The organism is Pantoea sp. WEP (genome assembly GCF_041678305.1).
Classification (GTDB): Bacteria; Pseudomonadota; Gammaproteobacteria; order Enterobacterales; family Enterobacteriaceae; genus Pantoea; species Pantoea dispersa.
On sequence record NZ_JBGNXB010000001.1, the window covers coordinates 2,548,497 to 2,561,827 of the forward strand.

Here is a 13,331-nt window from a genome sequence, read left to right on the forward strand (position 1 = left end):
CGACGGTTCTCAGGCTTGCTGTTGTTCAACAAAAGCGGCCAGCGTGGCCACGGAAAAAAAGTGCGCCCGCAGCGTTTCGCTCTCGGCGGAGAGCTGCACGCCGAAGCGGTTTTTCACCGCCAGTCCCAGCTCCAGCGCATCGATCGAGTCGAGCCCCAGCCCTTCGCCAAACAGCGGTGCATCGCTATCGATATCATCCGGACTGATATCTTCCAGATTCAGCGTGTCGATAATCATGGTTTTAATGTCGTCAATCAGTGCTTGCATAACTTACTTTGTCTCTTCAGGCACCAGCGCCTGTTGCAGATAACGCGTCAAACGGCGCGCGGCCAGCGGCTGCGCATCCTCATCCGCTTCGTGAAAGGCGTGGCTGGCAATACGCGATTGTACGCGTACCGTAAAAACCGGTTTAACCAGCGGAATCTGATACCAGCGGCTTTGCTTGTCGAGCATACGCTGGGTACAGGTGATATGAATCACGCGCAGATCGCATCCGGCGCGCACCGCAATATTTGCCGCACCGCGCTGCAGTTGCAGCGGCTGGCCGTAGCGGGTGCGCGTCCCTTCGGGGAAAATTAGAATGGTATCGCCGCGTGCCAGCCGCTGCTGGCTATCCGGCAGTAGCGTCTCCGCCTCGCTGTTGATCAGGTAATCGGCTGATTTAATAACGCCGCGGAAGAAAATGTTGTGCTGCAGGTCGGCCTTCACCAGGCAATCCATCTCGGGTAACAGCGAGGCGATCATCACGTAATCGATCAGCGACGGATGGTTGGCGACAATCAGGCAGCCGCGATCCTGACGCAGCGCTTCTGCACCCAGCATCTGATAGTCATACACGCCGACAAAACGGCAGAAGCGCAGAAAGCAGCGAAAGTTCAACGCAATGCTGCGGCGCGCGATCTGCCGCCGGCGCAGACCGTCACGCTGAATCAGCAGCAGCAGGTTGAACCAGATCAGCGACAGCAACAGACCGCCAATGCTGAACAGGCTAAAGCAAAGCGCGGTCATCACCAGCCGCCAGTAATAGTTGCCACCGCGCCGCTGACGCATCGGCATAGCGTTATCCGCCATGAGCACGCTCCCAGCGCCACTGATGACGCTCGCCGGCCAGGGTGAAATCCGCCGTTTCGCTCAGCATCGCATGCAGAAACTGCAGGCTCTGCGGCAGCGCATCGGGCTGAGCGCGGGCGGCGGTCGCCGTACAGCGCCACGCTTCGCCGGCGCGCAGCAGCAGCGCAACCGCGTAGGGTGCATTAAAGGTATCGATCTCCGGCAGCCACGGACGGTAGTAGTCGGGCACCAGCCCGTCAAAATCCACCAGCAGCACCTGCCGGTAACCGGCCTGATGCAGCGTGCTGACCTCAAGCAGGCCCTGCTGGAAGCTGTCGATGCCGGCAGAAATTGACGATGACACTAATGGCTGACGTGCGGCGATGGTCAGGCTGCCGACCGCCGAGTTGTGCACCGACATCGCGAAGTCGGTGGGGGATAGCGGCTGGCCGTCCGCAAGCGTACGCAGAATACGCAGATTGCGTTCCAGTTCGCCATGGCGGCTGGTAAACACCACGGCGTCAACCGACTGTCGGGCCAGCAGCGCAAGGCCGCACTCAACGGCAGCGCGGCTGCCGGGGCTGAGACGACGGGCAGTCATCATCGGTAAAAACTGAGGTTTGGCGATAGCCAGGCAGGCATCCAGTACCGGCGCGTGTTGCGCCCAGCGCTGCCAGTCGTCGGCACTGCTGTGGCCCGGCGCGATGGCATGCCAGTCAACAAGGGAGTAAGCGAGTTTCATACCTGCATTCTTTCTTCAGCCTCAGGGATGGTCAGATTTTCGCTGCGCGGCATCCCTTCCCTGCTCTCTATTCCAGTCATCCGCCTCACGCGGATGTCGCCGAGTTCTCAGGCGGACATCGGGTCCGCCTGTTTCTATTTCGGCAGCGTGCCAGCTAACTTTACGATTAACTGTTAGCGGCGCGCGTGATGACTTATTTTACCGCCTGCACCGCCAGACGGGTCTGGATGCCCTGGTTCAGGTTCTGAATCCAGCGGTTGTAGTTACGGTGAATCTGGCCACTGCCTGCTTTCAGATTGGTGCTGCTGACGTAATCAATGCGGTAGCTGTTAGCAGTGTAGGTGATACGGATATTCGCCGTGTGGCCGCGTTCTGCCAGCAGACCATTCATCACGCCCGAACCCGCCGGTGAGATCACCCAGTGATTGGCCGCGCCAGCTTCCACGATAGCCCGCTGCATCTGCTGATCGCTGTAGCTCTGCGCGACCGTCTGGCTGACGTTCTGGATCGGTGCCGTGCGCGATGCACAGCCGGTGATTAATACCGCTGCAACCAGCAGTGCCAGCGTGGCTTTTTTGTTCATCATTTCCTTTTCTTCCCCTGTCATGGCAAGCCGCGCAACCACGCGGCCGTGCAGGCAACAACCCCTGCATAGTTCCGTTCAGACTGTGTAAAGCGCCGCGGATAATACCACTAATTGTAAAGACAAGTAAAAAAAAGCATGAACCACTTAAGTTCGGGCTGGTGCTGTTGTGAAAGCGGGGTGAACGGGCTTTAGACGTCATTTATGACCGCAGCCAGGCGGCTGCGGCATGATGATCAACCCTGCCAGCCGCCGCCGAGGGCGCGGTAGAGATCGATTTGCGCCAGCAGCAGCGTGTTTTTCACCGCCACAATATTCAGCTGGGTGCTGAACAGCGTGCGCTGCGCATCAAGCTCATCAAGGTAGGACGCATAGCCATTCTGATAACGGTTGCGCGCAATCCGCCACGCCTCGGCAACGTAGCGCTCCTGCGCCTGCAACTCTGTCAGCTGCTGCTGGCTGCGCGTAATGGCATCCAGCGCGTTATCCACCTCGGCAAAGGCGTTGCGCACCACCCTTTCGTAGCCGTACAGCGCCTGGTTGCGCGACGCCATCGCCACATCCACCTGCGCGGTCAGCGCTTCGCGGTTGAGCAGCGGTGCCAGCACGCTGCCGCCGATGCTCCACAGGCGGAACGGATTATCCAGCAGATCGTGTAGCTGGCTGCTCTGCAGCGTGCCGGACGCCGTCAGGTTGAGCGATGGCAGCAGCTGTGCCTGCGCCGCCGCCAGCGACGCGTCGCTCGCCAGCAGCAGGCGCTGCGCCTGGACTATGTCAGGCCGGCGATTCAGCAGCTGCGACGGCAGCAGCGCCGGCAGTGCGTGGAGTCGCAGCTGGTCGAACTGGCTGCTGCGTGCAATCTGGCGCGGATTCATGCCAACCAGAATGCTGAGCGCGTTCTCCTGCTGGGCGATCTGATGCTGCAGCTGAGGAATTTGCGCTTTCGCTGTCTGATACTCCGACGCCGCCTGCATCCATTCGAGCCGCGAGGTATAGCCGGTTTCGAACTGACGCTGCGCCAGGTTCAGCGAGTTCTGCCGCGTTTCCAGCGTGGCCTCGGTCACGCGCAGCTGCTCGTCGAGCGCGCACAGGCTGAGGTAACCGGACGCGACCGAACTGGCCACCGTCAGCTCGGCTGCCGAGGCCGCCGCACGCTGCGCCGCCAGCGTGGCTTCCGCCGCGCGGATGCTGTTGCTGCGGCTGCCCCATAAGTCGACCTCATAATTGGCCTGCAGCAGTCCCTGAAATACCGCACTTTCGTATGGCTGACCGGTCGCCGCTGACAGCGCACGCTGATGGGTTGCCGCCACGCCCGCCGACAGCGTGGGGAAGTTGTCGCCCTGCGCAGCGCGCAGCTCGGCGCGATACTGATCAACGCGCGACCGGGCAATGAGAATATCGCTGTTGTGCTGCAGCGCCTGGTTCACCAGCCAGTTGAGGCGATCATCACCAAAGCTGCGCCACCACTGCGCTTCCGGCGCGGCGGCGGGCCCGACCTGCTGGCGCCAGCCGGGTGGAATCGGCAGCGACGACGGCGCCTGCTCCACTTCGCGGGCGCAGCCGGTCAGCAGCAGCGCGATGAGCGCCGCGAGTAACGGCCGCTTCATAATGCATCCCGGTTTGGTTCGGCGGCGGTATCAATGTCGACTTCCACTGACATCCCGGGGCGCAGCTGCTGCAGTTCATCACCAAGAATTTTGATGCGCACCGGAATACGCTGGGCGATTTTCACGAAGTTACCGGTGGCGTTATCTGGTGAGATGGCGCTGAACTCAGATCCGGCGGCGGGCGAGATAAACTCAACGCGGCCGTCAAAGCGCTTGCCGTCCAGCGCATCAACGCGGATCGACACCGGCAGACCGGGGCGCACACGCGCCAGCTGGGTTTCCTTCAGGTTGGCAATCACCCATTTATTATCCGGCACCACCGAGGTCAGCCGCGTGCCGGCAGTAACGTACGTGCCTTTGCGCACCGACAGCTGACCGAGCTGGCCGCTGTCCGGCGCGATAATGCGCGTATTGTCCAGATCGATATTGGCCAGCTCCAGTGCCGCCTGCGCGCTGGCTACGTCGCCGGCCAGCGCCGCGCGGTTAACGATGGTGGTTTGCAGATTCTGCTGCGAGACCGCCACCTGCGCCGCCGCCTGGCGCAGCTGGGCCTGGGCCTGCGCATTGGCTGCGCGCGCGGCGTCACGCTCGCGTACCGACAGCGAGCCATCCGCCGCCAGATTTTCCACCCGCTTCAAATCCAGACTGCTTTTCAGCGCCTGCGCTTTGGCATTCTCCAGTGCGGCTTTATTGCTGGCGATAGTGGCCTCCGCACTCTTCTGCTGCTGCTGGTTGTTATTCTGCGCGGCGATCTTCATCGCCAGCTGTGCCTGCGCCTGATGCACGCGCTGGCGATAGATACGATCGTCAATGGTCATCAGCAACTGTCCTTTGCGCACCGGCTGCAGATCCACCACCTCAACGTTCGTCAGGTAGCCGCTGACCTGCGGGCTGATAAAGGTCACCTGGCCGCGCACGTAGGCGTTTTCCGTTGACTGGATGGTGCTGGTAAAGGGCCACAGCTGCCAGGCGTATAAAATCACCAGCACGCCCACGATGGCGATACCGCTCCCGGCGGCGATAGAGAGAATGCGTCGGCGGTTGGTGCGCTCGCGCTCCGCAGCCTGTAAATCGTCCTGTTGACTCATGGGGTCTCCGTTCGGTTTGCTGGCGCAGCCTGCTGCTGTTGCTCAGTCAGATTATGTCGCGCCTGGCGCCAGTTAAGGTAACGCAGCCGCGTCAGGCGCCACAGCACCCACATCAGCGTTACCATTGCCAGCGCGGCGGTCAGTAAATAGGTATCGTTATAAGCCAGCACGTTGGCCTGCAGCGTGGCCACGGTTTGCAACTGACTGCTGCTCTGCGCGCTGACCAGGCCGCTGTCCGCCAGCTGGCTGCGAAACAGCGCGCTGTACTGGCTGAGGCGATCCACCACATTGGGATCGAGCAGCGACAGCTGATCGCCCAGCAGGCTGGAGTGATATTTTTCGCGCCACGTCTGGAAGGTGCCGAGAATGGCAGAGCCAATCAGCCCGCCAAGATTCTGGCTCATGCCAAACAGCACGACAAAACTCACCAGATTTTTCGGCTGAGTCACCACGCCGCCGATGCCAAGCAGCATCGCTGGCCCAAGGAAAAAGGCACTGCTGAAACCGAGCAGAAACTGGCTGAAGTAGAGATTGCTGGCGCGCGTCAGCGGGCTGGATTGCGCATCCATCAGCGAGGCGACAATCATTACGGCCAGCGAGACCACGATTGGCCAGCTCAGATGGTTGGGTTTGATGGTCAGCGCGCTGGCAATCATGCCGCAGATCACGCCCGCAATGATCGCCAGCGCCAGCCCGCGCATCTGATCGTTGAGCAGGCCCAGCTGCTGCAGAAAGCCCACCGCGCCGGTATTCTGCTCGGCCAGCACGATGCGCATCATGATCATCACGATGCCGAGCCGCACGATCATGCCATTGCTCAGCCAGCGGGTGTTAATCAGCGGGTTAGCGCGGTTATGCTCCAGCACCACCGCCGCGACAATCAGCACCAGCGCCAGCGCCAGACAGACACCAAGCCAGGGTGTGCTGAACCACCACTCAATGCGCCCGAGCGACAGCACGCCGCACAATAACGCCATGCCCGGTGCCAGCAGCATAAATGTGACGAAATCGAGCTTTTCGAACGCTTTGATACGGTCGCCCGGCGGCAGCTTGACCACCAGCACGCAGCCCAGCGCAATCATCGCCAGGCCCAGCTCAAACAGATAGAGGCCGCGCCACTCCTCCAGCTGCAGCAGCTCGCTGGAGAACAGCCGCGCCAGCGGAATCGCCAGCTGTGAGGCGGTGATGCCAATCACCAGCGCTTTGAGACGGTGCTTCGCCGGCCAGGCCTGGATCTGATAATAGATGCCCAGCGAGCTGAGCGCCGCGCCCACCATGCCGTGCGCGGTACGCACGATAATCGCCGAGCTGAGATCGTTCGCGAGGATGTGAAAAAACGCCACGATGACGTACAGCACCAGAAAAGCTTCGGTAAACAGCCGCAGACCAAACTGCTGGCGGAACTTCACCAGCAACAGATTAATGGAGATATTGCCCATCACGTAGACCGCCGGCAGCCAGGCGATTTCGTTGCTGTACGCGGCGAAGGTGCCCTGCAGATTGGTGAGGTTGGCGGTCACCAGCGCATTACTCAGCGCGCCGGTAATGGAGATCAGCAGGCCGATCAGGCCAAACGCGATGCGTTTCGATGGCGCATGCAGCGGTGTCGAGGGCGATCCCGGCAGCATCGGCTTTTCGTGCGGCAGCCATTCGCGAGGGGCATACGGGTTACGTTTCGCCACGGCTATACGTTTCCTAAGCGTTCAAGCAGCTGCTGCAACACATTTTCGGTCACTGCCAGCGCGGCGGGATCGATATCGGCCAGCAGCTGGGCGCGCAGCGCATCCGCCTGCGTTTTTACCGTAGCGAACGCCTCGCCGCCCTGCTCGGTTAACACCAGCAGGCGCTTGCGACGATCTTCCTTTGGCTGCACCCGTGCCAGCAGCTGCTGTTTCACCAGCCGATCGACCAGCGGCACCACACTGGCTTCCTCCAGCCCCAATAGCTGTGCCAGCGCTTTTTGCGTCGGCGGTTCACTGGCGGTCGCTACGCTGGCAATTGCCAGCCAGCTACTCATACTCAAACCGCTCTCTTTCAGGCGGCGATCAACCGCCAGCCGCCACGCATGGGCAGTAAGATGCAACAGACGGGAGAACGGTTGTGGATGGTCAGTCAAAGCGTAGCGGCCTAATGGTTAGAGTTCTAACTAAATGGGAGGGTTATTATAAGCTAAGCGACGTGCGAATGAAAAGTTTGCTTACATCAGCAAATTTAGTCGTGCTGCGCGCAGATTACCAGTTTCACTTAAGTCGCGGAAAGGCCCGATCAGGTCGTGTGTACAGCTTGCCTGTATAACTTTTTTCGGCAAAATACCCTATAATATTGAGTAAATTAGCCTGATAAGCACGAAATGCACAAGCCGCCGCTTGTACAGATTAGGGGTTACTGTATAACTTTAGCCGCCATGAATCGGTTAACGATTCGGTAACGAATGATGCAGTTGCGTCGCCTCTGAAGGTGTTGTGGATTTCCACCTTCAGAGGTGTCTTTTTGTGTTGGGTGGTGAGTCAGGTTTTTCGCGCCTGTCCGCGCGGAAATATTTCTTCCTGGTTGTGCTGGCCGCTGGGCCATCAGCCAATCTTAAGGGCTTACACATGCAAAATGCCGTCAACAGCAGCGATACCATCGCTGACAATTTTAAACAGGCCGTTAACAGTGAAACCAATGAGATGGAAGTCTTAGGCCATCTGATTGCTGAAATCCTGCACAGCGGTATGCCGGTGACCAATAAGGCCATTATTGCTGCCCTGATTGGCCGGCTGGAGCAGGAAGCCGATGTCGTCCAGCTGGATGTCTACCGTCACCTGCTGGAACTGGTGGTTCACCAGACTCCGGATGATTTTTCGCTGTAGCCGCAGCGGATTCCAGGGATGGACTCAACCTTATCACCCCGTTTTACTGGCGCCTCGCGTCATCACCCGGTAACATCGCCCGCGTTAACTTTTCCACTAAATATTGCTATGCCGTGACGGCATGCGCATCCAATAAAAGAGCCTGCAACAGATGAGTCAAACTGCCGATCGCCCCGCTGCCACAGCGAGCGACATCACGGTCGCACGTGTGCTGCGTTCACCCTCTCTTTTCACCCGCGAGTGCCTGGCCGGGGTGATTACCGCCCTGGCGCTGATACCGGAAGTGATTTCGTTTTCCGTGATTGCCGGCGTCGACCCTAAAGTCAGTCTTGTCGCTTCGGTGGTGCTGTGCCTGACGCTGTCGATTCTGGGAGGACGGCCAGCGATGGTCACCGCGGCGGCCGGTTCCGTCGCGCTGGTGATCGGACCGATGGTGCACGCGCATGGCGTGGAGTACATTCTGCCAGCGGTGATCCTCGGCGGTCTTATTCAGATCATTTTCGGCCTTGCCGGGCTGTCGCGCATGATGCGCTATATTCCGCGCTCGGTGATGATCGGCTTCGTTAACGCGCTGGGTATACTGATTTTCTTTGCACAGGTGCCGCACGTCTGGGGCCAGTCGGGTCTGGTGTGGCTGCTGTTCGCCGCCACGCTGGCCATCGTGCTGCTGCTGCCCAAAGTGCTTAAAAGCGTGCCTTCGCCGCTGGTGGCTATCGTGGCTGTCACCGCTGTCGCGCTGCTGCTGGGCTATCGCGTGCCCAACGTCGGCGATGAAGGGCCAATGCGCGCCGGCCTGCCGGATTTCAATACCCTGCTGGTGCCGCTTAATTTGCAGACGCTGCAGATTGTCTGGCCCACCGCGCTGTCGGTCGCCTTCGTCGGCCTGATGGAATCCCTGCTGACCGCCAAACTGGTGGATGACATGACCGATACGCCTTCCGGTAAGCGGCGTGAATCCTGGGCGCTGGGCGTCGGCAATATTCTGGCAGGCTTTTACGGCGGTATCGCCGGTTGCGCGATGATCGGCCAGACCATTGTTAACGTTGAGCTGGGCAAGGCGCGTACCCGGGTGTCCACCGTGGCCGCGGCGCTGGTGCTGCTGTTGCTGGTCACCGGTCTGAGCCAGATCATGGCGCAGATTCCGATGGTGGTGCTGGCGGGCATTATGATGGTGGTCGCGGTGAAAACCGTGAACTGGCACAGCCTGCAGCCGGCCACGCTAAAACGCATGCCGTGGTCGGAAACGCTGGTGATGGTGCTGACCGTCGCCGTCACAGTGTGGACCGGTAACCTCGCGCTTGGCGTGCTGGTGGGAGTGATGCTCGCCATGATGCTGTTTGCCCGCCGCATCGCTCACGTGATCCACGCCGAACGTCAGCTGAGTGACGATGGCCAGCAGGTGCACTACACGGTGCGTGGCCCGCTGTTTTTCGCCAGCAGCAACGATCTGTTTGAGCATTTTGACTACGGCCACGATCCGCAGCGCGTCACCATCGATTTGACCCACGCGCAGATTTGGGATGCCTCCAGCGTGGCGGCGCTCGACGCCATTGAGTACCGCTACCAGCGGCACGGCGCCAGCGTCACCTTCACCGGCCTGGATAACCGCAGCAGCGATTTCCGCGATCGCCTGAGCGGCAATCTCGGCTAGATGTGCGATCGGGACGCCCGGTGCAGGCGTCCTGTTCGTCATTATTTTACCAGGGCAAACAGATCATTGAGCGATTCGCTCATGGTTGGGTGGGTAAAAATCTGGTCACGCAACACGCTATACGGCAGCCCGACATCCATTACCGTTTTCACGATGTTAATGACTTCATGCGAGTCCGCTGCCAGCAGCGCCACGCCGAGAATCTGCTGGCTGCCATTATCAACCACGGCTTTGAGCATGCCACGGGTGTCGTCAACAACGCGCGCACGTGGAATCGCGGCAACCGGCAGTGTCACCACCTGAATATCCCTCCCCTGCGCGCGCGCCTGCGCTTCAGTCAAACCAATGCGTGATAACACAGGCGTCATAAACACGGAATACGGGATGTTAATGCGGTCTTCGGTGGTGCGCGTGCCCTTGCCCAGCAACTGATCGTAAACGATGCGGAAATCATCAAGCGAAATATAGGTAAACTGTGGCCCGCCGGTAACATCGCCCAGCGCCCAGATATGATCCACAGAGGTTTTAAGCTGTTTATCGACGCGCACCGCGCCGCGCGCATCGGTCACTACTCCCGCGTTTTCCAATTTCAGTGCCTTCGTCGCCGGGCGACGGCCCGTGGCGACCAGCAGCACATCGACTTCACGATCGCCCTGTGCGGTATGCAGCGTCACGCTGTCGCGACCGCTGGTTACACGCTGTAATGCAGTGTTGAGCTCGAGCTTAACGCCCTGCTCCTGCAGGATCCCGGCTATCGCCGCACTGATATCATCATCTTCCCGCGCCAGAAATTGCGGTGCACTTTCAAACAACGTCACTTCGCTACCAAAACCGGCAAACATGGAAGCAAACTCAACGCCAATATAACCGCCGCCAAGGATCCCCAGCCGCTGCGGTAGTTGCGTTAAATTCAGGATCCCGCTGCTGTCAACCACGCGCGGTCCGGCAACTAAGCCTTCCAGTGCGGGAAACACCGCTTCGGCACCGCTATTGATAAAAATTCGCTCAGCATGAATCTGGCTGACCTGCTGTGAGGAGGTGATTTTCAGCGTGTGGGCATCCACAAATTCCGCCTCACCATCAATGACATCGACCTTCCCAATAGCGGCCAGGTTGAGATAATTCTTCTCACGCAACAATTCTACTACTGCCGCTTTGCGCTGCATGGCATCGCTGAAACTGGCATGATGTTGCACATCGTGTACCAGTGCTTTCGTTGGGATACAGCCAACATTAATGCAGGTGCCACCATACATTGCGCGGGATTTTTCGATGATCGCGACGCGCCATCCGGCGCGCCCCAAAGCCGCCGCCAGCGTTTTACCTGCTTTACCAAAGCCGATGATTGCTGCCTGATAATGGTTCATGATGTTCTCCATAAGCGTCAAAAATAGTCATCACCCAAAGCTTACGGTTTGCTGCCGCGCCGTATTTCGCCGCAACGCTGGTATTTTTGTCTTTGCGTCTGAATCAAGCGGGCAGTTCAGGGAAAAGGGAAAAACAGATGGATCCATTGAGTCAACTGCTGCTGCTGCATAACCCGCAGGGCAGCATAGATAAGAACTGCGTGCTGAGCGGTGAGTGGCAACTGCCGCACAGCGCCGGGCACCTGTGCGCAGTGCGCTGGCATACGGTCACAGGCGGCCCGGTCATGCTGGATATGCCCGTCACTGCGGGTGTCGAACTCACTGCTGGCAGCGTCATATTTCTGCCACAAAACGCCGCGCATCGTATTTATCAGCGCCATACGCAGCCAACCCAACTGGTGTGCGGCCTGCTGGAACTGCCCGCGTCGGCGCATGCTTTCCTCACCGCCCTGCCCGAAGTGCTAATGCTGGCCCCCGAACCCACAAGCAGCGATGGGCGCTGGCTGGCTGCGGTGCTACCGTTCATCACCCAGAGTGCTGACGCACTGCCAGCTGCTGGTGATGCCGCACTTCGCAGCCAGCAGATTGGCAGCCTGTTCACACTGGCGGTGCGTCATGGGCTCTCAACTCACGCAGCGCACCCTGGCTTACTCTCCGTGGCTCTGCATCCACGTATTGGCCCTTTAATCACCCAACTGTGCGCCGCGCCGGAAAGGCCGTGGACGGTAGAAGCCATGGCTCAGCAAGTGTTTATGTCCCGCGCTTCCTTCGCGCTGCTGTTCCGCCAGCTCAGCGCTACCACGCCGCTGGCCGTGCTCACCGCCCTTCGTCTGCAGCTGGCCGCTCAGCGACTGGCGCGCGAAACAGCCCCGTTAATCAACATCGCTCTGGCCGTCGGCTACGCCAGCGAATCATCCTTTCACAAAGCGTTTGTCCGTGAGTTTGGCTGCACACCGGGAGAATACCGACGTCGCGTTGAAACGCTGGCGCAGGAGCGCTAAGAGTAAAGAAGAAAACTGTACGCGCTTCGCTTGCGTAAAGGCGTATTCGTGGCTTTGCTTATTTCTCAGTGCGTTAACGATTACGCGATTCGTAACAGGAGGAGAGCAAGATGAGTGGTTTGATCAAGGCAGCCTTAGCGGCACTGACATTGGTTACCCTGGCCGGCTGTATGCAACACAGCGACGCGGTGGGCAGTGACGGACGTCCACACGCGCCCAGCAAGCAGTCAGTGCCTGGTGCCAGCGAAGGCGAAGGCCCGGTCGGGCAGCCACAGGATTGAGATTAGCGGGACAGACATTATGTCCCGTTTTTATTTTTCAGGCACAAAAAAACCGCCCTTGGGCGGTCACGACATTGCTACTTATTGCTTTGATTTTATTCGGTATTAAATATGGTGCCCGGGGCGGGACTTGAACCCGCACGACCATAAGCCGAGGGATTTTAAATCCCTTGTGTCTACCGATTTCACCACCCGGGCAGGGTGTAAACTGGAGGCGCGTCCCGGAGTCGAACCGAGGTGGACGGATTTGCAATCCGCTGCATGGCCACTCTGCCAACGCGCCTTTTAATCTGAGGTGCAAGCCGTCTGCGACGTATTGCAATATCTGGAGCGGGAAACGAGACTCGAACTCGCGACCCCGACCTTGGCAAGGTCGTGCTCTACCAACTGAGCTATTCCCGCATTTGCTTATGCTTCACCGAACTTGCTGATTTTATTCAGCTTCTTGCAGCCTTGCTGCCGTTCGATGCGATGCATTCTACTTATCTGACGCAACGAGTCAATAGAATTATCCACACACTGCGTCCGTTTGCTGCTTTTTAAATCGCATCGATCAGCTATCGAGCAAATCGCCGCGTGCCGCGCTTAAATACTGGAACATTGACCAGAAAGTCAGCACCGCTGCGATGTACAACGCCACCACGCCAACGCCGACTACGGTCGCGTCCGGACGCCACAGCAGCGCCACCAGCGACAGCATCTGCGCCGTGGTCTTCACTTTGCCAATCCACGATACCGCCACGCTGCTGCGCTTGCCAATCTCGGCCATCCACTCACGTAAGGCCGAGATAATGATTTCACGCGCGATCATGGTGGCGGCCGGCAGCGTGATCCACCAGGCGTGGAAATACTCGGCGACCAGCACCAGCGCCATCGCCACCATCACTTTGTCAGCGACCGGATCGAGAAAGGCACCAAAACGTGTTGTCTGCTTCCAGCGACGCGCGAGGAAGCCATCAAACCAGTCAGTGACCGCAGCAATGACAAACAGCAGCGCCGTCGCGAAGGGAGCCCAGTGAAATGGCAGATAGAACGCCAGCACGAAGAACGGGATCAGAACAACTCGAAACAGGGTAAGACACGTCGGAATGTTAAATTGCATATGCCAG

Annotated in this window: 14 protein-coding genes and 3 tRNA genes; 4 read left to right on the forward strand and 13 right to left on the reverse strand. The window is 59.2% G+C overall.

All coding sequences use genetic code 11. The annotated features are described in order from the left end of the window. Positions 1–9: 9 nt before the first annotated feature. The 8 genes from ABVR31_RS11840 to ABVR31_RS11875 form a co-directional block, all read right to left on the reverse strand. Positions 10–267: a phosphopantetheine-binding protein gene (locus ABVR31_RS11840; RefSeq protein ID WP_021508263.1), complete on the reverse strand. Its 258-nt coding sequence runs from the start codon at positions 265–267 to the stop codon at positions 10–12. A 3-nt stretch (positions 268–270) separates the two neighbouring features. Continuing rightward, positions 271–1,071, reverse strand: coding sequence for a 1-acyl-sn-glycerol-3-phosphate acyltransferase (locus ABVR31_RS11845; RefSeq protein ID WP_288422668.1), 801 nt, complete (start codon positions 1,069–1,071; stop codon positions 271–273). Further along, a complete protein-coding gene (locus tag ABVR31_RS11850; protein WP_282954201.1) occupies positions 1,061–1,792 on the reverse strand; it encodes a beta-ketoacyl synthase chain length factor in 732 nt (243 codons plus the stop codon). The genes ABVR31_RS11845 and ABVR31_RS11850 overlap by 11 nt, the downstream gene beginning before the upstream one ends. 193 nt (positions 1,793–1,985) lie before the next feature. Beyond that, positions 1,986–2,375 carry a hypothetical protein gene (locus tag ABVR31_RS11855; RefSeq protein WP_058780774.1) on the reverse strand — a complete coding sequence of 130 codons (390 nt, stop codon included), beginning with the start codon at positions 2,373–2,375 and terminating at the stop codon, positions 1,986–1,988. 236 nt (positions 2,376–2,611) lie between these two features. Beyond that, positions 2,612–3,982: an efflux transporter outer membrane subunit gene (locus ABVR31_RS11860; RefSeq protein WP_372772847.1), complete on the reverse strand. Its 1,371-nt coding sequence runs from the start codon at positions 3,980–3,982 to the stop codon at positions 2,612–2,614. Continuing rightward, positions 3,979–5,070 carry an HlyD family secretion protein gene (locus ABVR31_RS11865; RefSeq protein WP_238561005.1) on the reverse strand — a complete coding sequence of 364 codons (1,092 nt, stop codon included), beginning with the start codon at positions 5,068–5,070 and terminating at the stop codon, positions 3,979–3,981. Before ABVR31_RS11865 ends, ABVR31_RS11860 begins: the two co-directional genes overlap by 4 nt. Continuing rightward, positions 5,067–6,752: an MFS transporter gene (locus ABVR31_RS11870; protein ID WP_372772849.1), complete on the reverse strand. Its 1,686-nt coding sequence runs from the start codon at positions 6,750–6,752 to the stop codon at positions 5,067–5,069. The genes ABVR31_RS11865 and ABVR31_RS11870 overlap by 4 nt, the downstream gene beginning before the upstream one ends. A 2-nt stretch (positions 6,753–6,754) precedes the next feature. Next, the gene (locus tag ABVR31_RS11875; protein ID WP_058769594.1) at positions 6,755–7,186 is read right to left on the reverse strand and encodes a MarR family winged helix-turn-helix transcriptional regulator; all 432 of its coding nucleotides are present in this window, start codon (positions 7,184–7,186) and stop codon (positions 6,755–6,757) included. A 478-nt stretch (positions 7,187–7,664) separates the two neighbouring features. On the opposite strand from ABVR31_RS11875, the gene ABVR31_RS11880 reads away from it, so the two are divergent. Next, entirely contained in the window at positions 7,665–7,922 is a 258-nt protein-coding gene (locus tag ABVR31_RS11880; protein WP_058780778.1) for a biofilm/acid-resistance regulator YmgB/AriR, read from the forward strand. A 151-nt stretch (positions 7,923–8,073) separates the two neighbouring features. Beyond that, positions 8,074–9,573 (forward strand): SulP family inorganic anion transporter, encoded by a 1,500-nt coding sequence (locus tag ABVR31_RS11885; RefSeq protein WP_264248706.1) that lies wholly within the window; start codon positions 8,074–8,076, stop codon positions 9,571–9,573. A 41-nt stretch (positions 9,574–9,614) separates the two neighbouring features. On the opposite strand, the gene rclA is transcribed toward ABVR31_RS11885, so the two are convergent. Further along, positions 9,615–10,940: a reactive chlorine resistance oxidoreductase RclA gene (rclA, locus tag ABVR31_RS11890; RefSeq protein ID WP_372772851.1), complete on the reverse strand. Its 1,326-nt coding sequence runs from the start codon at positions 10,938–10,940 to the stop codon at positions 9,615–9,617. 137 nt (positions 10,941–11,077) lie between these two features. Here rclA and ABVR31_RS11895 point away from each other — a divergent pair, with 137 nt between their 5' ends. Further along, entirely contained in the window at positions 11,078–11,941 is an 864-nt protein-coding gene (locus ABVR31_RS11895; RefSeq protein WP_125309414.1) for a helix-turn-helix domain-containing protein, read from the forward strand. Positions 11,942–12,051: 110 nt separating this feature from the next. Further along, on the forward strand, positions 12,052–12,222 hold the full coding sequence (locus ABVR31_RS11900) for a hypothetical protein (RefSeq protein WP_181444752.1): 171 nt from the start codon (positions 12,052–12,054) through the stop codon (positions 12,220–12,222). A 112-nt stretch (positions 12,223–12,334) separates the two neighbouring features. On the opposite strand, the gene ABVR31_RS11905 is transcribed toward ABVR31_RS11900, so the two are convergent. The 4 genes from ABVR31_RS11905 to pgsA all read right to left on the reverse strand — a co-directional run bounded on the left by ABVR31_RS11905 (position 12,335) and on the right by pgsA (position 13,324). After that, positions 12,335–12,420, reverse strand: a tRNA-Leu gene (locus ABVR31_RS11905). A gap of 11 nt (positions 12,421–12,431) precedes the next feature. After that, a tRNA-Cys gene (locus ABVR31_RS11910) sits at positions 12,432–12,505 on the reverse strand. A gap of 43 nt (positions 12,506–12,548) precedes the next feature. Further along, positions 12,549–12,624, reverse strand: a tRNA-Gly gene (locus ABVR31_RS11915). Between the two features lie 151 nt (positions 12,625–12,775). Beyond that, complete coding sequence (gene pgsA, locus ABVR31_RS11920; RefSeq protein WP_021508275.1) at positions 12,776–13,324, reverse strand: CDP-diacylglycerol--glycerol-3-phosphate 3-phosphatidyltransferase; 549 nt, start codon at positions 13,322–13,324, stop codon at positions 12,776–12,778. Positions 13,325–13,331 lie beyond the last annotated feature (7 nt).